Consider the following 21,583-nt stretch of genomic DNA (forward strand, 5'->3'; position numbering starts at 1 on the left):
GCCTTTTTACAGGTCTCCTTCGAGTAATACTATGCTATACTACCCTCATGTCCCTGAACTGGAAGGAAATTAATCTAATCCTCGAAGAACTCGCTCTTGAGGGGGCGCAAATTCAAAGTGCCGTGCAGAGCGCGTTTGACGTGATAATTTTGCGTCTGCATAAAAAAGGGGAGACAAAACAGTTGCTTGTTTCGCTAAGTCCCGGCGCGTGCAGATTGCACGAGACTTTCCGCGCCGTTCCAAAAAGCGATAAGCCCCTGCGTTTCGCGCAATTTTTGTCGTCAAAGATAGTAAACGGCTGGATAACGGAAGCGGCGCAGATAGGGGATAACCGCATTGTGCGGATAACCGTAAAAAGAACAATAAATACTGATGACGAAAAAGACTCTTCACAGACGGCTATTTACAAACTGTACATCCGTCTTTGGTCAAACGCGGCAAATTTTATCGTTACCGATGACAACGGCGTTGTGTTAGACGCCATGCGCCGTTTGCCCAAGCGCGGAGAAATCACGGGCGGAAGTTATTCGCCGGAAAACATGGATTCAAAACCTGTCAAATTAAAACCTGACGGCGGGAATGACATCCGCGCCCGTGAAGTACGCTCCCAAAAAACTCGCTCCTCTGAAATTCGCTCCCATGAAACTCGCTCCCATGAAACACGCTCCTCTGAAATTCGCTCCCGTGAAGTACGCACTTATGAAATACGCACGCTCCCCGGAGAAGGCTCTTTCAATAAAAAGATCGATGAGTTTTACGCCGCGCAGGGAGGCTCTCTTTCACTTGAAGCGTTGAGGGAACAGGCAAGGAGAAACTGCGAAGGCAGTATGGGCAGAATCAGCGCGGCGCTTGAGCGGCTTAGGGAAAAAGAAGCGTCTTTCGCGGACGCTAACCGCCTAAAAAGTTACGGTGATATTATTCTTTCCAATATAGCGAATATTAAGACGGGCGATAAATGGCTGGAGACTCAGTATTGCGGCGAAAACATACACATCGAGCTTGAGCCGCGCGTAAGCCCTTCGGCGCAGGCGCAAAAATACTATGATAAGTACCGCAAGGCAAAAAACGGGCTTGCCGATGTTCAACGGGAAATTGAAAGCGGGGAGCGGGAACTTATAGAAGTAACGGAAAGGCTAGAACGCTTGTTAGGCGAAACTAATCCGTTAATTCTGGCAAAACTGCTAAAGACGGGCGTTTCCGCGCCGAGAGCGTCTTCCGCGAAAAAGGAAAAGGCGCGTCCGGGGCTTGCGTTTAAACGAGGCGATTGGCTTATCATTGTGGGAAGGGACGCGGGTGAAAACGACGAACTTTTGCGCCGCCATGTTAAAGGGAACGATATGTGGCTGCACGCTAGGGATTATCACGGCTCCTATGTGTTTATAAAACAACGGGCGGGAAAATCGGTTCCGCTTGATATTCTGCTTGACGCGGGCAACCTCGCGATTTTTTATTCAAAGGGCAGGAATAACGGCGAAGGCGATTTATTCTACACTCAGGTAAAATATTTAAGACGCGCCAAAAACGGGCCAAAGGGGCTTGTTATCCCAACTCAGGAAAAAAATCTCCATGTTAAGGTTGAGGAAGAACGTCTGCGCTCGCTTGAAAACTGTAAGGTGACATAATTTATAGAATTATGAAAAGCAATAAGAGCCAAAAAATAAAAATATACTTCAAGGGATAATGATTACCGCAAAGCGCTTATGTTACGCAATTTGTTGACTGTATCTAAAAATGTTATTATCTTTATAATATCTACTATAAAAATAATAACTTGAGTCTTTTAATTTTACATTTTGTTTAGATATTGTCATAATATTCAAATCATGGTATAACGATACAGGGAGAACTTTCTAATTGGAACCATTATTTAATAAACGCATTTTTATTTTTTTCATTTTATGTTTTTGTTTAGCGGGCATTTTGTCCGCCCAGACCGCATCAGAAATTGAATCCTTGTTGAAAGTACCCGCGGTGACATACGGGCAGGCGGCAAGCTTTGCGCTAAGAGCGTCAGAAGCGATGAAATTTTCCAATACAACTGAAGCTTTCAATTTTGCCGTTGAAAAGAACTGGCTGCCAAAAAATGTATCAGCTGATTCACAGGCGCGCCTTGATATTATTTCTCTGCTTTTTATGAAAGCCTTTAATTTAAAGGGAGGGCTGTTTTATTCGCTTTTTAAAAATCCGCATTATGCCTACCGTGAACTGGCGGCGCGAAAGGCATTTAAAGGAAAGAGCGATCCGAGTAATGCCGTTTCAGGCGATCAACTTCTTTTTATGACAAACAGGATTCTTTCCATAATAGAGGATGAGTAGCCGATGAAAAAATTTATTGTCATATTATTGCTTTGTTTTCCGATTTGCCTATGGGCTTTTGACTTTGGCGTCGACCTTAATCAGGAGTTTGATTTTAGCGGAATTAAAGATGATACCACATTGGATTACACGGCCGCCCTCATCCCCCATTTTTCGGCTTCCTTGAGTTCTTCGGCGGACTTGTATATTTCCGCGGCGTTTGAAGCCGTTTATGAATATGAAGAATTTTCTTTTGTGCCTGAACTCCTTCGCACTGAAATTTTATTTCGTTTCGATGATTTTAGAATAAAAGTAGGACGCGTACCATACGCCGATCCTCTTGGCTTTACAGTCGAAGGTTTTTTTGACGGGGTTCAAGTTTTATACGATACGTCGATAGGAACATTTAACGTCGGAGGCTGGTATACCGGACTGCTCTATAAAAGAGACGCCAATATCACCATGACTGCGAATGATTATGATTCGTATTATATCCCCCTTGACTATAGTAAATTTCTCGATACTTATTTCGCGTCACGGCGCGTGTTAGCGGCGGTTGGCTGGGAACATCCCTCTATTGCACAGTCAATCCGGCTCAGAGCCGCCGTTTTTGGGCAGTACGATCTTAATGATACTGATACGCTTTACCATAGCATGTACATATCCGCAAAAGCCGCCGTACCTGTTAAACAATTTATAATAACGATTGGCGGATGTATGCAAATGGCAAAAGTTGTCACAAAAGTTGACGAAGAGACAGGAATTGGGTTAGCGGGCGAGTTGGCGGCTTTATGGATTGTACCCACGTCTTTTTACAGCCAGCTTTCGTTGATCGGACGTATCAGCAGCGGGAAGTCGGACAGTATCGCCCCCTTTGTTCCCATTACTGCCAAGCCCCAGGGGGACGTGCTAGAAGCAAACATTTCCGGCATTTCGGCGTTTTATCTGGATTACGCCGCCCAACTGCACAAAACTGTTTTAGCGGGGCTGACCGCCTCATATTTTATTCGAGACGGCGAAACCTATGCCGGATATCCGCTAACAGGTACAAGTAGCGGCATAGCGTTAGGCGGCGAATTTTTCGCCCGCGTTACATGGAATCCGCTTACCGATGTAAGTTTAAATTTAGGGGCTGGAATTTTTCTTCCCATTATGGGCGATGTAAGTCCTGACGCTGATCCCCAATGGCGCGTTCAATTGGCGCTTAGGTTGGTTATTTATTGAGCGTATTTAGGATGCGGCTTTATGTCGCATATCGTGACAGGTAAATGTTTTTTGGAGGCCATATGAAGAGAGGAGTATTATTTTCACTGTTACTGGCAATAGCCGCTTTAAGCGCTTTTGCCCAGAACGCGAAACAGTTGTCCGGAATAATCAAAGAAATTACTGGCGAAGTGGAACTGAAACGCGCCGGCGCTTACGCCTTTGTCAAAGCTAAAACCGGCGACACAGTTGCCGCCGACACAATTATATCTACAGGTTTTAAAAGTACGGCTATTATAGAAATTGGCAGTTCTACAATAGCGGTACGTCCACTGACCCGTCTTACCCTTACGGAAATCAAATCAATTTCAGATACGGAAACGTTAAATATTAGTCTTCAAACGGGTCGCGTAAAAATAGACGTTAAACCTCCGGCGGGAACAAAGGCAAACTTTACAGTACAAAGTCCCAGCGCCACCGCGTCCGTGCGCGGAACAAGTTTTGAATTTGACACTTGCAATCTTAGAGTAAACGAAGGCAGAGTAGCTTTTCAAGGCAGCAAGGGCAAAGGAATACTGGTTCCATCCGGCATGACAAGCTCGGTAGACGCTGACGGCAGGGCGGTTGATCCGCTTGGCGTCTCCGATATATCGGCTACGCGGAGTTCTCTTAAGGCTCTGTCAACGCCGGCTTATGGCGTTGATATAACAATTGAATGGGAGTAAACAAATGAAAATCAGAAATAATTTATTTTTAATTACCGCGTCAAGCCTCGCTATTTTTTATTTAGGCGCTTGCGGCAATTTTGACGGTTCTAACGGTCAGGGCAATATTATTATCAATTTTGATAACGCCAGAGCGCGTTTTACGGTGTCAGGTGAAGAAAAAGCGGAAATGGTTTACACGATAACGCTGACAAAAGGCAAGGATACCATTTCAGAAACGCTTAAAGACGGCAAAACTTCCGTTTCCATTTCGGTATCGGAAGGAACATGGAAAATTGAAGTTAAGGCCGAAGGAGACAGAGTAAAAGGAAAGGGCAGTGATACTGTTACGGTTACGGCAGGGGACACCGTATCTAAAAACATCATAATAAAAGTTACAGATGTGCGCGTTTCCAATTGGGCAGGACTTAAGGATGTTTTTGACGATTTAAAAAATGGCAAGCTGACTGGATTAGAAAATATTGAAATTATTGCCGATCTCACCGCGACTGCCGGTCTTACGTTCACAACAATACAAACTATTACCTTATGGGCTAAGGATAAAGTAACGATAACGCGTAACACGAATAGCCTCCCTTTGTTTACAATTGAAAAAGGCACTCTTATTCTGGACGGTACGAAAGGCGAAATTACCATTGATGGAGATAAAGGGAACTCCGGCAGTTCTTCTCAAAGGGCGTTAATAAATGTGATAGGAGATAACAGTATCCTAATAATGCGTAATGGGGTAACTATTACAAATAACCGTACCGCAAATTATGGCGGCGGCATATATGTAAAACAAGGAACTTTCAAAATGGAGGGAGGAATTATTTCCAACAATTATGCTGCCAGTAAAGGCGGCGGCGTATATATATGTGACATATCTGACGGCGGAGGAACCTTCATAAAAACCGGCGGTATTATATACGGTTCTGACGAGCAAGACGAAAACAAAAAAAATATTGCTAATAACAATAGCGGAAATGCGGTATATGAAAGCGGTAAAAACTATAACGACACCTTAGGCTTAAATGATAACTGGCCTAGGCCATAGTTATCAGTATTCTGCCTAACAGCTGGGCTGTCCAAGAATTAAGAAAATAACCACGGAGGAACACGGAGTTTTGGTATGAAAATCTTCTCTTCCTCCGTGTAACTCCGAGGTTAAGAATTTTTTAGTAACAGACACCACTCTTTTCTGTAGAAGTTTATTTGTGATTTTTTACCACGAAATTCAGTATCGGTCACTGTTGCGCTTACAATATTTTTCCATCTAATATTTTTTATATAGTATTTCTTCTTTGATCAATTATTGAAATAATTTTCATCTCCTTATTTTCTACTTTATAAAATATTGCCCACGGACTTAAATTGCTTTTAGTTTTTATTGGATTTTTTCCTTTGGTAAGTGTCTATGTTTTTTTATTGTTCTTTGTGAGAGTCTTTGCGAAAGTCTTCGGAATAAATATTTTGAATCTGCTCTTTACCCGGAAGCCTGTAAATGTCAAAGTCCTTGTCTATGCTGATGATTTGGCGGATGCCTGTTTTTTCGGCGGTAATAACAAGGGTGGCGTCGGCAAAATCCATAGGAAGACTGGAGTATTTGTCGGTCAGTTCCAAAAGACGGAGCATGTCATTTTGATTAATATCGCTTATAATTACGCCTTTGTGCATCACCCATTCATAAAAATCCCGTTGAGCGGCAACGCTAAAATCAAGCATGTGGGAAACTTCCGTAAACACGGCAAGCGTGCTTACATACCTGAAGGGATTAGCCTTCAGGAAAGAACGCGCCTTGCTATGGTGGTTGTCGCTTGAGTCAAAAAGGGCAATAAGAGGGCCTGCGTCTATAAGAATCGAATCTGTCAAACATTTATCCTGTCTGAAAGCTTCTTCTTAATCCGTTCTTTGTAAGTTACGGAGCGGTCGCCGTCTCCTGAGCCGTATTTGCCAAAAACCTTCTCTCCAAGAGAAAAAGAATCAATATCGCTTTCCTCGCGGTCGTAGTACATCTCCAGAGATTTTATGATAACCTCGGATTTTGTCATGTTCTTTATCCTGGCAAGGGCAAGGAGCTTATTCCTTGTTTCAAGGGGAAGCCTGGCAGTGGTAATAACCTCGTTAATAATATAATTTGCTCTCATATTACAAATTGTAATATGGAAGGAAGGAAATGTCAAGAGATTTTTAAAAAAAAGTGAAAAATTTGCCTACCCGGACAGCCTTCCTACAATAGCGGGGATCGAGACAAAGGTGCCAATGGAACTGCCTAAACTTGACAGGAAAAACACCAACAGAGCCCTTGTGATCCTATTTTGGTAAAAGCCTTTTAAACTGGCGGCATCCTCTGTTAGCCGTTGGACATCCGAGACACGGGGTTTTTTTAGTACTGCCTGAACAATGCCAGACAGGATGCCAACGCCAATAAAGGGATTCAACGACGTTATTGGAGCGCCAATAAAAGAGACAAGTATAGCAAGGGGATGACCAAGGGCGATGATCGCGCCTAGGGCGGCAAGAGAGCCGTTCCACAGTATCCACTGCGTTATCATGGAAAAACCAATTTCTGTTCCGGCGCGGATAAAGCCGAAAGCTATAAGGGCGATAATGGCGGCGGGGATAATAAAACGCGCTATTTTGGAGAAAATACCAGGCGGCGGAATTTTTTCCAATTCGCTTACATCGGCGGACTCCTCTCCTTTGCTGAGTTTTTCAAGATGTGACTTAATGCCCTGAATATGTCCCGCTCCCATTATGGCGGCTATTCTATAATATGTATCCCGCGGTTCCGTTTCCTTCGGAGCGGAAACCCAGATTTTAGCGGCAAGATAACGGTCTCTTTCATCTATTAAAACTTCTTTTACGGCGGGCAAATAATTTGCAAGTTCGCCCATCATGCCGTCAAGTTCATTTTTATTTTTTAAATCCTCTATTTCTTTTTCACTTAATTTCTCTGTCGTAAAAGCGCTGGCTAAAAGAGAGGCTAACAGCTTGGCTTTGCTTAAAAAGCCGCAACGCGCCCATGCCCGCCTCAGCGTCGTATGCACCTCACGGTCGCAAAGACTGTATGAAATCCCCATTTTCTGTGCGGCTTCCACAGCCGTTTTCATTTCTTCGCCGGGTTTTACTCCCAGTTCATTGCCAAGACGGCGTTGAAAACCGGCAAGCACAAGATTCGCGATTAATAGAAATCCCTTGCCTTCCTTAAAAACTTTCGCCAAATTGAGTTTTTCCCAATCGTCTTTTTGCATGATTGAGTTATACCGCCCCTGATCAAGTTCTACGCAAACCATGTCAGGCAATTCTTCGTAAATAATATTTCGCACTTCATCAATACTTTCGCGCGAAACATGCGCCGTTCCAATTAATTTAAATTCCTTTCCGTTCAACGTGACCATTGTTGTACTCTCGCTCATTTTTCCGCCTTTTTGCCAAGACCGCGTTCCGCCAGCGCCATCTCATTTAGCCGCCATTCAACCGAACCTGACGCATTTTGATCCTGAACCATTAAATAATATCTGTCCGCCAAAGACTTGTTTCCCCTGACATCGTAATAAGAGGCAAGGTAATAAAGCATACGCGACTTTGTAAAAATGTTTTTTTCATTCTCCAAACTTGTAATTACATTTGAATCGCCTGAAAGATCATAATAAAGTTTTATCATCAAATACTCAGGCGCATCTTTTGGAACTGTACGCAATACCTGTGCAAGAAATTGTTTTGGATCGGTTTGTCTGCCTGAGCGCATCCAGTTTACGGCGGCTAAAAGCGCGTAAGTATACTCTTTTGGCGCCTGTTTATACGCGTCAAGAAAAGCGTCCCTAGCCGCCGCCCACTGTTTATTCCTCATTCTAATAACGCCTAAAGCCTCAAAGCCAAAGTAATAATCCGGTTTTAATTTTGTCAGGGAAAGGTAGTCTTTTTCAGCGCCGACATAATCGCCGGTTTCATCTTTAATAGCGGCGCTGTATACATACGCCATAAAAACATTAGGTTCAATCTCGATAGCGCGGTTTAAATATTTTAAAGCTTCCTGTAACCGGTTCATTTCCATTAAAAGCTGCCCACAATCCACAAGCGCCCAATAATTATTCGGTTCCAATGAAAGAGCGGCGTTTAAATCTTCAAGCGCGTCCGCGTAAAGACCGGCGCTTTTGTAAAGCCTTGCCCTCTCATGAAGAGGTCTTGCCCAATCGGGATATAAAGTCGCGGCGCGGTTTAAAAGCCGTTCCGCGTTCCGATTCTCTCTTGTATAACGGTATACTGTCGCGCGGCCTACCAAGGCTTCTCCATTACTAGGTTCTGCGGCAAGCGCTCTGTCAAAATAATTTGCCGCTACCCGTAAATTTTGGTTTTTAAGACTGATATTCGCCAAATCATTCAGCGCCCTTACATTGTTTGGATCAATGGCAATTACTCTGTCAAGAAACGCCCGCCTTTCTCTTTCTTTGCCTTCAACCGCAGCGGCGTCGGCTAATATCATTAAAGCTTCCGTATTCTTACTGTCGGCTGATAAAATACTGTTTGCGATATTCTTCGCTTCGGCGGTTCTGCCCGCGGCGTTCAATATTGACGCCTGCATAACGCGAATCTCAATCCTTGCTTTTTGATCCGCCGGCAGCGCGTCAAATAATTCCAAAGCGGAAGCATATTCCCTGCGGGCAAGACGGGCGGCAACCTCCGTAAGAATGGCCTCAGCATTATTTCCCTGACACCAAATAACGGGAGATAACTTAAAAACAAGAAAAAACAACAAAATTACCCGCAGAAAAAAACCGCTTCCATAGAATTCTATTTTCATGCTAATATATAGTATACAATAATTAATAAACCGGCAAGTTACTCAACAGCCGTGTTTGTTACAAGGGGTTGATTTATTTCATGAGAAAACCTTTAACATCGCGTATTATCGTCCTTACCGCCCTGTATTGCGTAATATTCTGTCTGTTGGTAATTTTGCAATTTTCCAACAGGGGAAATTTCTCTATTTCCGCAGGAGCAATGACTGTAAAAGGCCGCTACCTGCAAAAGTCACAGCCAACTGAACAGAAAACCGAACAGGAAACTGAACAGGAAGCAAAAGAAATTACAGGCGGGGTAAAAGTTTTCTATGGCGGCCTTGATTTCTCATTAAAAGAAGAACGTGGAAAAGGATTAACATTGACAAACGCTAACGGCGTAAATACGCCGGTAAATCCCCTGATGATGACCATTACCGATAACTCGGCGCATTTTATTTTACCGGGAGGAACAACGCTTACTTTCAGTTCGATTGATTCCGCAAAAGGGCAGGAGTTGCATATCGACGCGGACTTTGAAGGGGACGTTTCAGAAGTTACAATACCCATCGTTCCGCGCCGTTCTTCAATTGTCAGGGACGCGGAACAGCTTGGCATCATGTACGGCGGCTCGCGTTTTGTTTTTAGCAGTCTGGGGCATGAACTGGAAAACGGATACGTGAGCCTGTCAAAGGACAGCTCATTTATCTCATACCGTTCCAGAGGCAAACAAAGGGCGTTTGACCCTGAGGATTACATAATAGCGCAGGTGTCAAATTACGATAGTATTTTAAAAAACTGGCAAAATACAAGTTATGCCCAGTGGAATCAAAATGCGGCTTCTTTACAGTCAGAAGACGACATAATCGCATACGGCGCGCAGGCTCTTTCTCGCGGCAATTACCCTGCGGCAATAGGATCAATCTCCCGCGATTTTATAAACAGCCCAAGACATAGTTTCAGGTCGGCGGCGTTTGTCGGAGGAATGACAAGCGCATATTCTTCGTTTGCCTCTTATGAGAATGAAAAAAATAATTTAATTACCCGATTAATCAGGGAAAGATCGCTTAACATTTTAAAAGAAGAGCATATTCTTGATTTTTTGTTTACGCGAAGTAATCTTGTCATGGCAAACGAAGTTATTGATATTATTATTAACGCAAGCCCTGATCAGCTGGTATCGGATCATTGTCCGGGCCTATTGGAAATATTTTACGACATAAAACGATGGAGGCCGGAAGCAAATAACCCCATTGAACACCTGACAGACCAGATGCTTTCGCTAATTTCAGATAACTTAAACCATGATCCGGAAAATGACGCGGTTTACGCTTCAAGCTCCGAGAGCAATAATTCCGAATTCAGCATGAGGCTTGGAAAAGCGCTTGTTTTTTGGGCTGACGCGACTAAAAATACCGAATGGTCGGGAATAGGCCGCTCTTTGATTTTATCGGCAGTCGCAAACGGCAACGCCGGAAGACTCCACAATATACTTAATCCCACGGATTATTACCCGCGGGCGACATGGCTTACAAATGAAGGCCATTGGACATGGACTGTGTCTCCGTCCGCCAGAGCGTCATACATAGACAGCAACCTGAATATAACAGTTTCCTTTCCGGCGGGTCTCGCGCATTTTTTAATAATCCGCGGAGTGCGGCCTTTTAACAGAATCCAGATTCACGGGATGGACTGGAGAACGGACAGTCAGTTTGAACGCTATGATTCGTCAGGCTGGTTATACTACCCATCGGAACAAATTCTCATATTAAAAATCAAGCATCGCGTAACTGTGGAAAGCGTTAGAATTATCTACAGGGTGTATGAACCGCCGCCAGTTACTAATGAAGCTTCAGAAACAGAGGGCATTTTTGAATAGGCGAATTTTATTTTTAATAACAATTGTTTTAGCGGTATTATTAATAGCCGTATTATGCGTTATTATTTTTAAATGCAATAAAAAAGATGCCCAAACTCAAGTAGAGCAAATTGAAGAGCCTGCGGCAGTTGAAGAAGAAACAATAGAAGAAGAACAAGAAGAAGTTCCCTCCGTAGAACCTGAAAGTAAAACTGAAGCGCGGGTATCGTATCAGGTTTCGCGTCCGTTATCCTCGTTATCAGGTTTAAAAAAGATAAGGGGGATGGGCGTGCTTGTTTCGGAAATTGATCCTTTAAATTATGAAAATCCCGATCTTGACGTATTAAAGCAGATGGGCGCCGACCCTTCTTTAATTTCCTATCTTGCCGGCGAACAATTTTACCGTAAAGGCGATTTTGATAAAGCTATTTCAGAATATACGGCGGCAATTAATCGTAACAATGAATTCCTTCAAAGTTATATTTCACGCGGAAACGCATGGATGAAAAAACGCGAATACAGCCGCGCCATTGACGATTACACGCGAGCGATAAGGCTGGACGGAAACAAAGCCGAAGTTTACAACTACCGCGGTTTCGCAAGAGCGGAAATGGCGGCAAGAAACAACTTTAACGGGATGTCTCTTGCCATCGAAGACTATTCGCGCGCTATTTCGCTTAATAAAAATTATGTTGACGCGCTTATCAACCGTTCATACGCGTATTATCAAATAGGAGATTTCGCGCGTGTAATTGAAGACTGCGACAGAATTATCGCCCTTGAACCGTCAAACGCCGTTATCTGGAACAGGCGCGGCAGCGCGTGGTATTCAAGAGAAAACGACGACAAAGCGATAACTGATTTTACGGAAGCTGTAAGGCTTAAAAGCGATTACGCCATCGCATGGTACAACCGCGCAAACGCATGGTACAACAAGCGCGAATTGGAAAAAGCTCTTGCGGACTTAAACAAATGTATTGCAATAAATCCCTCATTCGCGGACGCGTATCTAAGCAGGGGAAAAGTCTATCAGCTAATGGAGAACGAAGAAAAAGCCGAAGCGGACTTCGCTGCGGCTCAAAAATTGCAACGCTAAAATTATTTTCAAATTTCCTCTCGCAGAGGCGCGAAGGCGCAAAGTTGTTGTTCGCAGTATTGTCGTTTTTCCTTCAAGATTTGTAGTTATACTAATATATCTAGATCAACAATGGGCTATCGGACAGGAACTTTGCGCCTTCGCGCCTTTGCGAGAACCTCTTTTCCGAGGTTTTCTTACAGTCTCCCACACCTTTGTGAGAGGTACTATCGTATTTCCCTGCACTCTAAATAGAAACGCTTTTCTGCGGAATGGCCCATTGAAAAACTTTTTCTCGGGAGGGGGCCAAGGCGGGCTACTGTTTCAAAGAGGACTGACTTTTGGAAGGGGGGCAATAGGATTCCCGCCCTCTTGCGATTTGCGCCGGATTGCCCGCCATCGCCCGATACGCGGAATACCTCTTCTTCGTCGTGGATGTAGTCTATTAGCTGAGGATTGTCCCCGGCGTATTTGTCCAATAGCGGCTGAAGGCAGGCGGTGGCGATTCCAGAAGCGGAAGTTTCTATTAGCGCATAACGGTTTTGCGAGATAACTCCAAAGCGGTTTGCGAAGGGAACTTGCGGCTGTTTAGCGCATAACTCTGACAGTTCCCGTGCGCTGTTTACGGGACGGCAGGAAAAATCAGGCAGAGCGGAGAGAATTTTTACTATTTCATCATAGCCAACGTCAAAAACAACGCGGTGTATCGGCTCAAACTGAATCGCGGGGTCGTAGATGTTTTCTATCTCTACAAGCGCGTAACGGCAGGGATGGACGGGAAGGCTATCTCCTGCCATAGGCTGCATAACAGCCTTAGGCTGCACGCTTGCCTTGTACTCCTCCCAAATGCCTTTTGCCGCGGCAATAGAATGGTTGCCGTCTCCTACGGCAAACAGAAAAGGCTTCCCTTCCCCGCCATACCGTCCTGTGGAACGATTATAAAGAGCGTCAATTTTTTCCGTAATTATAGAAACTGCTTTTGTTCCTTCGCCGCTTTTAATGTCTAAAAACCAGCCTGTCACGCTGCCGGAATCCATCATTAACTGCGTACTGTAACAGGGAGCCGTATTTTTTACTTTCTCGCCAATGGCGGGCAGCAAGGCGTCAGCCTCATCGTCAATGAGCAGTATAACGTGGGGAAGTTCCAACGGCGCGCCTCGGCGAATGTCCATTCGCGGTGGAAGGCGTTCAGGCACCGCGCCTTCCGTACAGCGGATTAACGGGCGCGATTCGGGACGCCAGTCGTACTGTTCCAAATCAACCGCGACGATTAAACCGCGCCGTTTTTTTTGATAGGGAGTGTCCCGCTCAATGTAAATAAATCCCTGCCGCGCCTGAGCAAAAACATTTTCTTGCAGATAACGCCTCATGGTTGAATGTATATCAGCAATCCTTTTATCAACATCGTCGTCACAAAGATATATTTCGGGGAAAATTAAATTTAAAGCCGAGGGAGAGCCTGCAGTGAAGGCTTTTGCCTTCTCCCAATAATCGTGGTCCTGAGTAAATTGATCGCACGCGATCACAGGCCACTTTACAAGCTCTGACGGGGAAGTTCGCGCTGTCTTCGGCAACAGTATAAAAGGAACTTCAAGTCCCAACCGGTTAAGCTTCTGTTGATAACTCATAATTGTATTTTACAGATAATTTCAAACAATGTCAGTCATAATTGATAAATACCGTATCACGTGATACAATTAATTATGCAGTACCAGCGTCCGTCTTTCGCGCAGGAACAACGCCTCAAGATGAATCCGCAGCTTCTTCAATCCATTAAATTAATGGAATTGCCGGCTGTTGAACTGCGCGAAAGAATTACGCAGGAATTGGATAGCAATCCGGCTTTGGAAATAGTCGAAGATAAAAGCACTGTCGCCTTAAATGACGAAGATGACAAGCAGCAAAAAGAAATAGTATATGAATATTTTGAAACTTCCTCAGACCCGGGAAGGAGGGGCGCTCAGGCCGCGGAGGAACATAACCGTTTTATTGAAGGCGCTCTTACCCGGCCTGAAACTTTACAGGAGCATTTATTGCGCCAATTACAGCTTGAGCCCGTCGATGAAGAGTTACGGGAAATTGCCGAGACTTTGATCCAAAATTTAGATGACGACGGCTTTCATAAGGAAAAACCTGAAACTTTATTCGCGTCCCCCAAGCAAAGACTAAAAGAAGCTATGGAGTTGGTAAGAGGGCTTGAACCCGTTGGGTGCTGCACAAGCGGCTACCGCGAATCGCTACTCACGCAAATAACGCTGTTAGGTGACGCTCCCTGTGAAATATCAGTAATAGAAAAAGTATTAGATAATCTTGACCTTGTTGACCGTGAAAAATACGATCCCCTTTCAAAAAAAATCGGCATTGATGACGAGGAAGAAACCCGCATTATTTGCGAATACATAAAAAAACTTTACCCGTTTCCAGGCCGCGCATTCGCTTCCGCAGATGTGCGTTTTGTCGTGCCGGACATCAAAGTCATCAGAAATAACGACGGGTTTACAATCAACCTTAACGACGAGGCTTTTCCAGTACTTGGCATAAATAAAAATTTTGAAGTCTTCTCTGAAAGTTCGGACAAGGCGGCAAGGGATTTCGCGCGGGAAAATATAAGGGAAGCGAAGCTTTTTATCAGTCATTTAAGCCAGCGTAACCAGACATTGATCAGAGTCGCAAACGCAATCCTTGAGTTCCAGCGGTCTTTTTTTATAAATGGCCCGAAATACCTTGCTCCGCTTACCCTCGCGGACATCGCAAAGGAGCTTGATGTCCACGAAACAACCGTTTCCCGCACAGCAAACGGCAAATATATGCAAACGGAATGGGGAATTTATGAAATTCGATACTTTTTCACAAATTCAATAAGCGGCACGGGCGCGAACAGATCGCAATTTTCAAAAGAAAGCGTAAAAGAGATAATAAAAGAGATAATTTCCAAAGAAAACCGCCTTCTTTCGGATCAGGAGATTTCGGCTCTTTTAGGTCAAAAAGGAATTGCCTTAGCGCGCAGAACTGTGGCAAAATATAGAAAGGAACTGGATATGGGTTCCTCATACAATCGCAGATTGTAATAATCGTAGATTATAATAATCGTAGATTGTAATCAAACTTTGGAGGTTCAGAATGAACTTAGATATTAAAGCAGTACATTTTACACTGCACGAAGACGCAAAAGAGTATCTTAATAAAAAAATTGAAAGGCTAAGAAACGCCGAAAATATGATTGTTGATTTGATAATTACCATAAAAAAAGAAAAAGATTTTAATGTTGAGGCAACGGTAAATTTCCGCTGGGGAGTTTCCGTTCATGTCGCGGAAGAAGATTTTGATCTTATTAAAGCCATAGACAAGATGATTGATAAACTTGATTCAAAAGTAACCAAAGAAAAAGAAAAGATGAAAGAAAAAAGATAGGTTTTTTCATGGAAAAAAATCCTTCTGTCTTTTCGGCCTTTACGGCACGGCTGGAAAAAATTTATGAATGGATGGCCGCTGAAGGCATAGCCCTCCTCATGCTGGAAGATACCGAATCAAGGCGCGATCAAAATATCCGCTGGCTCACCGGTCTTCCGGCGGACGCTCTTCTTTTTCTTTCCGTAGAAAAAAAAGCAATCCTCACCGCATGGGATATCAACCTTGCCAAACTTTTTGCCTCACATTCACCCGTAATGATCGCCTCTTACAATGATTTTGACCGCAGACCGATAAAAGCTATCTCCCTTATCGCGAAGAAATTGGGTGTTCCTTCAGGCGCAAAAATAGAGATTCCTCCCGTAACGCCCTATCCCGCCTTCCTTGACTATGTAGGCGAACTTGCGGATTACGACATTCTTTGCAGGGAAAACGGCGCCGCCGCGGAAATTAGAAAAATGCGCGCCGTCAAAGATGAGGAAGAAATCGCTATCATCCGTAAAGCCGCGAGCATTACAAACGAATTAATTGATCAACTGGAAAAAAATGTGGTATCGGGAAAAATAAAAACAGAAGCCGACGCGGCGTTGTTTATCGAGGTGGAGGCGCGAAGACGCGATTGCGAGGGAACAAGTTTTGGAACTCTTGCCGCGGGACCGGATCGGAGTTTCGCTATTCACGCCTTCCCGAATTGGACATGCGCCCCTTTCGGCGGGCAGGGGCTTTCCATCCTTGACTTTGGAGTAAAATACGGCGGATACTGCACCGACGTAACCCTCACTTTTGCCCGCGACTTGGACACAAAACAGGAAAAGCTTGTCAATCTTACTGAAAAAGCGGCGAAGCTTGCTATTTCAATGGCACATAACGGATGCATGGCAAGAGACATCGCCGAGGCGGTAGATTTACTTTTTTCCAAATCAAGAAAAAAAATGCCCCACGGTCTTGGACACGGCATAGGTTTACAGGAACACGAGTACCCGCTGATCAGAAACTCAAACGACAATGAGTGGGTACTCCAGCCGGGAATGATCTTTACGATAGAGCCGGGACTCTACGACCCGTTACTCGGAGGCTGCCGTCTTGAAAATGACGTGCTTATAACTGAGACAGGACACGAGGTTCTTACTACGGCGCATATTATCAGGCTCTAGTACTCTGTAACAACTAAATATTTACAAAAAGACCTCTCGCAAAGGCGCGGAGGCGCAAAGGGCGCAAAGTTCCTGTTCGATAACCTATTATTGACTAGATATATTAGTTTAACTACAAATCTTGAAGGAAAAACGAAGATACCACAAACAACAACTTTGCGCCTCTGCGCCTCTGCGAGATAAAATTTGAGAATATTGCTTTCTGACTGTTCAATACCGCCGCTAACATCGCTACCCCTTCTTCCGTAAAAGCATAAGGCAGAGTAGACATGAATTTAAGGCTTTGGAGGTGGTCACAATTTGTGACCACCTCTGTAAATTCATTTTTTGTCAATCGGAACATAAAATCTTTTGGAAACCATACATCCAGAAAATTTCACACAAAGAACACAAAGGACGCTAAATAATAGCACGGCGAAACCGTATAGATGATTAATGCCGCATAGCGTAGCACCAATAAATTCCGCTGTCTGTAATAAAAGTAAGGGCACCTTTAGGTGACCGACAGTGCGAGAAGAACACGAAGAGGAAATAAGGTGTTGTTGTCTGATGGCTATGTGTAGGCTTCACGATAAGATAACGGACAAAAACCACTAATTTCTCTTTGTGATCGCGAACCAAAGGTTCGATGTATCTTTGTGTCCTTTGTGTGAAGTCTTGGGGAAAAAATCCAAATTAACAATAAATTTCTAGTTGTTACAGACCACTAGGATAAATTCTCAAAATACGCTAATCTACAATCATGAAAGTATGGGTAAAATTCTTAGTTGGTTCGGTTTTGGGCATGATAATAGGCTTCCTTTTGCCGGACAATGAGAGTGTTTTTGCGGCGCTCTCTTGGTTTGAAAAATTGGCTATTGGCATAGGGCGTTACACCGTCATCCCTGTTTTAGTGTTTTCTCTGACAATCGCAGTCTATGAACTGCGTATGGATGAGCAATTTTGGCCGATAATTTTAAAAAATATCCTGTTTATTATAACAGCGGCTATTTTTGTGATTTTTACGGGCATTGCTGCGACAATGATTTTTACGCCGGGCAGGATTCCGATAGAAACAGTCGAGCAGGTGGAAGTGTTAAACTTGAATATTGGTGACAATCTGCTCGACATATTCCCATCCAATATGCTCAGCGTAATCGCGACGGGGGGAATATACCTCTTTCCGGTGTGCGTATTCGCGTTCTTTTTCGGTATGGGTTTAAATTATGACCGTAACTATTCCAAGCCAGTTATCTCACTAGTAGATTCTCTTTCGCGTATTTTCTACCATGTCGCTTCATTCTTCTCTGAAATTTTGGGATTCATATTAATTGTACTTGCAGCGTTTTGGGCAGTCCGTTTTAACGGCATATTACAGGCAAAAGTTTACAAGGATTTGGTCGTTCTTTTGGGAGTATTCAGCATTGTTTTGTGTTTTGTAGTAATGCCCCTGTTTCTTTATTTGTTAAAACCAAAAACAAATCCATGGCGCGTCCTTTACGGTTTTCTGGGACCGGCAATCGCGGCGTTTCTTTCGGGAGATATAAATTTTACAATACCGATACTCCAACGTCATTCAAAAGAAAATTTCGGCATTAGGAGAAGGTCAAGCGCCATTTCCATCTCGTTATTCGCAACTTTCTGCAGATGCGGAAGCGCGATGGTGGCGGCGGCGGCATTTATAGTTATCATAAAATCATATTCTTATTTAACAATCAGTACTCTGGATTTATTCACTATCGGTTTATACGCCTTTTTAATATCTTTTGCACTTGCTCACCATCCCGGCGACGGAGCGTTCATCGCGTTAGCCGCCCTATGCCTTACTTACGGCGGCGGAGAATACCGCGCGGGTTACCTTATTCTAAAACCATTGGCCTTCTATCTTATAGCCATCGGCTCTTTTATTGACATAATGCTTAATGCTTTTGGCTCTTATATAATAGCGCGTACCAACGGCTTTATAGAAGAAAAAAATCTGGTGCATTTTATCTAAATGAAAGATTGGACGACCCTTCTGTCGGAAGGAATTGAAATTTTACGCGGCGCCGACAGGGAAATCGACAGAATTATCGCCCCGCGCAGCGATGAATTCATTTTTCACCTTAAACGCTACATAAAAGAAATTGAACTTTTTAATTCCGCATACGGCCTTGTGGGGACAAACGACACAAACGAGCTGATAACAAAACATATACTAGACTCTCTTGCGCCTCTTGGAATAATTATTAAACTGCTTAAAGATACGGGCGCCGGAAAAGCCGCGAAAATAGCGGATGTAGGATCAGGCGCGGGACTGCCTGGCATACCGCTGGCAATTGTCCTGCCTCAATACGCTTTTACCCTTATTGAGCGCATGGGACGCAGGGCGGGATTTTTGCTTAACACAAAGGCGGTATTATCCCTCTCCAACGTAATTGTTGAGGAAGGCGAATTGGAAAAAGTGGAAAACGGTACTTTTAACCTTATCACCTTTCGCGCCTTAAAATCCATGGAGCCGAAATTAATTAAAACCCTTTTAAAAAAATGCGCTCAAGGCGGAGTTATCGCCGCTTACAAGGGAAAGCGTGAAAAAATAGAAACAGAAATGGCATCATTGCAAAAAATTTGCGAAAATTGGGAAGCAATCCAGTACACAACCCCCTTCCTAGATGAAGAACGCCATCTTTTAGTAATAAAACCAAATTAATCGAAAAGACTTCACACAAAATTTATGTCATGATTGCAAAGAAAACAGCCGATAATTGACAAAGGGGAATAATGGCATATAAAGACGTTTCATCTTCATATAAAGAAGCTAAGGTAAAAACTGCCGGTCAGGGGCAGCTTATCGTCATGTTGTACGATGAGGCGGTAAAACAACTGACCAAGGCGACGGAACTTCTGCAATTGAATAACAAAGAGAAAAAAGATCCCGGCAGAATAGAACAAATATCCAAGGCCGTAATGAAAACCGAGGAAATTATTACCGAATTAACAGTTTCTTTGGATTTTGATCAAGGCGGAGAAATTTCCAAAAATCTGTTTGCGCTGTACACATGGTTTAACAGAGAACTTGTAGAGTCGAATATCAATCATGATATAAACAGAATGTTAACAGTAAAGAATATGCTTTCTGATCTTCGCAACACATGGAGTACGGTCGCTAACCAAAAGATAACCGAAAAACCAAACCGCGAAGTTATAGGCCTTAACATTGCCGGTTAACTGTATTATGGAGGGACTATGGCGATTATAGCGGATGAAGTAAACACGACGACGGACATTGATTCTGCGGAACTTGCCCAAAGAGTGGCAATTTTAAAACGTTTTAAAACGCTATTATCGCAACAAAGAGATCGTTTTCGCTCATACCTTAATTTGCTTGACAAACAGCAAAATGTAATTGAATCGGGCAGTGCCGAAGACCTTTTAACTTATGTAGAAATAGAAGAAAAAATAGTCGCCGATATTTTCTCCATTCAAAAAGTTATTGACCCCCTTGAAGAAATGTACAATGCCGTCGTCACTGATCACAACATGGCAAAATCTACTCTTAATATTGAAAGCTCAAGCTCTCAGGAAGAAGTGCCAAGCATTAAAGCGTCACTTGAAATATTAAAGAATGAAGCCGTTATCAGATCAACAAAGAACAAGGAATTGCTCTCAAAACGAATGTTGGAACTCCGCCAGGAAATTAAAACATTGCGAAACAACCCCTACGCCGCAAGCGGCAAGAGCGCCTACAGCAATTCAAACAAAGCCTCATTAGTGGACATACACGGATAAACAAAGTTAAATTGTGGACGATACTGGGATTGAACTCCACAAAGCTGATTTTGTGGGCGATACTGGATTCGAACCAGTGACTCCTACCGTGTGAAGGTAGTACTCTCGCCACTGAGTTAATCGCCCACAAAATCAACTTTACAAACATTTCAGTGACTTCTACCGGGTGTCACTGCCGCCAATCACCTAATGTAATTAGGTGATTGGCAGTAAATCCTTCCTTACAGTGTGCGGCCGCAAGGCCGCTTGGTAGCACTCTCCCGCTGAGTTAATCGTCCTAAATCCTTCTTTCTTTATTTTACCACGAACCACATCACTCCGTTTTTTGCGCGTCATCAAGAGCCGCGTCTGAGGGTGAGAAATTTATGTTCTTTACAAAGTCGCATGCTTCTTTCGCGCCTGTTTCCCTGTTCATTCCGCTGTCTTCCCATTTAACGGAAAGCGGCCCTTTGTAGTTAATAGCGTTTAATTCGCGGATAATGCTTTCAAAGTCAACGTCTCCGTGTCCGGGCGAGCGGAAATTCCAGCCGCGTTTGACATCGCCAAAGTTAAGGAAAGAACCAAGGAGCCCAGCCTTGCCGTCTAAGGTCACGGCCGCGTCTTGTATCTGGACGTGTAAAATTTGTTTGTGGAAATCCCTTATAAAAATATGCGGGGAAATACCCTGCCAAACAAGGTGGGACGGATTAAAATTAAAACCCAAGGTTCTGCGGTTCTTGAATTCTTTTAACAGGCGCTCGGCGGTATAATAATCAAACGCTATTTCCGCCGGATGAACTTCCAGCGCGAACTTTATCCCGCTCTTGTCAAACTCGTCAAAAATGGGCGTCCAATTCTTGATTACCGCAGCATACGCCTCATTGATCATCTGTTCCGTGGTTGGCGGAAAAGAATACCAGTAAGCCCAAATGGGACTGCCCATAAAACCGGTGACTATTTTTACGCCCAAATTTTTCGCGGCGACTGCGGCATATTTCATCTCCTGAATTGCCCATTTGCGGATATCATCGCCCTTTCCGGCAAGATTAGCAGGCGCAAGGGCGTTTAACCGCGGATCATGGTTATCGCCTACACACTGTCCGATTAAATGAGTTCCAATTGCCAGCACTTTAAGACCGTAATTTTTTAATATATTTTTCTTTTCCTCCACATATTTAAGATCAGTCGCGGCTTTTTTTAAATCCAGATGATCGCCCCAACAGGCAATTTCAACCCCTTCATAACCAAAGGATTTTGCTTTTTCACAAAATTTTTCAAAGGGTATATCAACCCACTGTCCTGAAAATAACGTTACAGGTCTTGACATTTATTCCTCCTAACTGATTAATACCTTTGACTAAAGCTATTTGGCTATAATA

Annotated in this window: 21 protein-coding genes and 1 tRNA gene; 14 read left to right on the forward strand and 8 right to left on the reverse strand. The window is 43.7% G+C overall.

Annotated features, from left to right (window positions below; genetic code table 11):
* Positions 1-47: 47 nt before the first annotated feature.
* From ACYVRA_RS02910 to ACYVRA_RS02930, 5 genes are all read left to right on the forward strand, one after another.
* The gene (locus ACYVRA_RS02910) at positions 48-1,622 is read left to right on the forward strand and encodes an NFACT RNA binding domain-containing protein (RefSeq protein ID WP_461251251.1); all 1,575 of its coding nucleotides are present in this window, start codon (positions 48-50) and stop codon (positions 1,620-1,622) included.
* 298 nt (positions 1,623-1,920) lie between these two features.
* On the forward strand, positions 1,921-2,316 hold the full coding sequence (locus ACYVRA_RS02915) for a hypothetical protein (RefSeq protein WP_461251252.1): 396 nt from the start codon (positions 1,921-1,923) through the stop codon (positions 2,314-2,316).
* A 3-nt stretch (positions 2,317-2,319) separates the two neighbouring features.
* Positions 2,320-3,519 carry a hypothetical protein gene (locus tag ACYVRA_RS02920; protein WP_461251253.1) on the forward strand — a complete coding sequence of 400 codons (1,200 nt, stop codon included), beginning with the start codon at positions 2,320-2,322 and terminating at the stop codon, positions 3,517-3,519.
* Between the two features lie 62 nt (positions 3,520-3,581).
* Positions 3,582-4,223, forward strand: coding sequence for a FecR family protein (locus ACYVRA_RS02925; RefSeq protein WP_461251254.1), 642 nt, complete (start codon positions 3,582-3,584; stop codon positions 4,221-4,223).
* Between the two features lie 4 nt (positions 4,224-4,227).
* A complete protein-coding gene (locus ACYVRA_RS02930; protein ID WP_461251255.1) occupies positions 4,228-5,259 on the forward strand; it encodes a hypothetical protein in 1,032 nt (343 codons plus the stop codon).
* A gap of 368 nt (positions 5,260-5,627) precedes the next feature.
* Here the strand turns inward: ACYVRA_RS02930 and ACYVRA_RS02935 are convergent, their stop codons facing one another.
* The 4 genes from ACYVRA_RS02935 to ACYVRA_RS02950 all read right to left on the reverse strand — a co-directional run bounded on the left by ACYVRA_RS02935 (position 5,628) and on the right by ACYVRA_RS02950 (position 9,006).
* Positions 5,628-6,074: a type II toxin-antitoxin system VapC family toxin gene (locus ACYVRA_RS02935; protein ID WP_461251256.1), complete on the reverse strand. Its 447-nt coding sequence runs from the start codon at positions 6,072-6,074 to the stop codon at positions 5,628-5,630.
* A complete protein-coding gene (locus ACYVRA_RS02940; protein WP_461251257.1) occupies positions 6,071-6,349 on the reverse strand; it encodes a CopG family transcriptional regulator in 279 nt (92 codons plus the stop codon). The genes ACYVRA_RS02935 and ACYVRA_RS02940 overlap by 4 nt, the downstream gene beginning before the upstream one ends.
* A 66-nt stretch (positions 6,350-6,415) precedes the next feature.
* A complete protein-coding gene (locus ACYVRA_RS02945) occupies positions 6,416-7,621 on the reverse strand; it encodes a TraB/GumN family protein (protein WP_461251258.1) in 1,206 nt (401 codons plus the stop codon).
* Entirely contained in the window at positions 7,618-9,006 is a 1,389-nt protein-coding gene (locus tag ACYVRA_RS02950) for a tetratricopeptide repeat protein (protein WP_461251259.1), read from the reverse strand. The genes ACYVRA_RS02945 and ACYVRA_RS02950 overlap by 4 nt, the downstream gene beginning before the upstream one ends.
* A gap of 80 nt (positions 9,007-9,086) precedes the next feature.
* Here ACYVRA_RS02950 and ACYVRA_RS02955 point away from each other — a divergent pair, with 80 nt between their 5' ends.
* On the forward strand, positions 9,087-10,862 hold the full coding sequence (locus tag ACYVRA_RS02955) for a hypothetical protein (protein ID WP_461251260.1): 1,776 nt from the start codon (positions 9,087-9,089) through the stop codon (positions 10,860-10,862).
* Positions 10,855-11,937 (forward strand): tetratricopeptide repeat protein, encoded by a 1,083-nt coding sequence (locus ACYVRA_RS02960; RefSeq protein ID WP_461251261.1) that lies wholly within the window; start codon positions 10,855-10,857, stop codon positions 11,935-11,937. The genes ACYVRA_RS02955 and ACYVRA_RS02960 overlap by 8 nt, the downstream gene beginning before the upstream one ends.
* Positions 11,938-12,143: 206 nt before the next feature.
* On the opposite strand, the gene ACYVRA_RS02965 is transcribed toward ACYVRA_RS02960, so the two are convergent.
* On the reverse strand, positions 12,144-13,544 hold the full coding sequence (locus ACYVRA_RS02965) for a DUF1015 domain-containing protein (RefSeq protein ID WP_461251262.1): 1,401 nt from the start codon (positions 13,542-13,544) through the stop codon (positions 12,144-12,146).
* Between the two features lie 60 nt (positions 13,545-13,604).
* Between ACYVRA_RS02965 and rpoN the strand changes: the two genes are divergently transcribed.
* The 3 genes from rpoN to ACYVRA_RS02980 are packed head-to-tail and all read left to right on the forward strand — an operon-like array spanning position 13,605 to position 16,478.
* Positions 13,605-14,984, forward strand: a complete 1,380-nt coding sequence (rpoN, locus tag ACYVRA_RS02970) for an RNA polymerase factor sigma-54 (RefSeq protein ID WP_461251263.1) — start codon at positions 13,605-13,607, stop codon at positions 14,982-14,984.
* A gap of 52 nt (positions 14,985-15,036) precedes the next feature.
* Positions 15,037-15,327, forward strand: a complete 291-nt coding sequence (hpf, locus tag ACYVRA_RS02975; RefSeq protein ID WP_461251264.1) for a ribosome hibernation-promoting factor, HPF/YfiA family — start codon at positions 15,037-15,039, stop codon at positions 15,325-15,327.
* An 8-nt stretch (positions 15,328-15,335) separates the two neighbouring features.
* A complete protein-coding gene (locus ACYVRA_RS02980; RefSeq protein WP_461251265.1) occupies positions 15,336-16,478 on the forward strand; it encodes a M24 family metallopeptidase in 1,143 nt (380 codons plus the stop codon).
* 112 nt (positions 16,479-16,590) lie between these two features.
* On the opposite strand, the gene ACYVRA_RS02985 is transcribed toward ACYVRA_RS02980, so the two are convergent.
* Positions 16,591-16,848: an ORF6N domain-containing protein gene (locus ACYVRA_RS02985; protein ID WP_461251277.1), complete on the reverse strand. Its 258-nt coding sequence runs from the start codon at positions 16,846-16,848 to the stop codon at positions 16,591-16,593.
* Between the two features lie 372 nt (positions 16,849-17,220).
* Here ACYVRA_RS02985 and ACYVRA_RS02990 point away from each other — a divergent pair, with 372 nt between their 5' ends.
* The 4 genes from ACYVRA_RS02990 to ACYVRA_RS03005 all read left to right on the forward strand — a co-directional run bounded on the left by ACYVRA_RS02990 (position 17,221) and on the right by ACYVRA_RS03005 (position 20,225).
* Entirely contained in the window at positions 17,221-18,453 is a 1,233-nt protein-coding gene (locus ACYVRA_RS02990) for a dicarboxylate/amino acid:cation symporter (RefSeq protein WP_461251266.1), read from the forward strand.
* Positions 18,454-19,146 carry a 16S rRNA (guanine(527)-N(7))-methyltransferase RsmG gene (rsmG, locus tag ACYVRA_RS02995; protein WP_461251267.1) on the forward strand — a complete coding sequence of 231 codons (693 nt, stop codon included), beginning with the start codon at positions 18,454-18,456 and terminating at the stop codon, positions 19,144-19,146.
* Positions 19,147-19,217: 71 nt separating this feature from the next.
* Positions 19,218-19,664, forward strand: coding sequence for a flagellar export chaperone FliS (gene fliS, locus ACYVRA_RS03000; RefSeq protein ID WP_461251268.1), 447 nt, complete (start codon positions 19,218-19,220; stop codon positions 19,662-19,664).
* An 18-nt stretch (positions 19,665-19,682) separates the two neighbouring features.
* Positions 19,683-20,225, forward strand: coding sequence for a flagellar biosynthesis protein FlgN (locus tag ACYVRA_RS03005; RefSeq protein WP_461251269.1), 543 nt, complete (start codon positions 19,683-19,685; stop codon positions 20,223-20,225).
* 53 nt (positions 20,226-20,278) lie between these two features.
* Here the strand turns inward: ACYVRA_RS03005 and ACYVRA_RS03010 are convergent.
* Positions 20,279-20,351 (reverse strand) — tRNA-Val (locus ACYVRA_RS03010).
* Between the two features lie 187 nt (positions 20,352-20,538).
* Positions 20,539-21,531, reverse strand: a complete 993-nt coding sequence (locus ACYVRA_RS03015) for a sugar phosphate isomerase/epimerase family protein (protein ID WP_461251270.1) — start codon at positions 21,529-21,531, stop codon at positions 20,539-20,541.
* Positions 21,532-21,583 lie beyond the last annotated feature (52 nt).

Source organism: Treponema sp. R8-4-B8, from assembly GCF_054786175.1.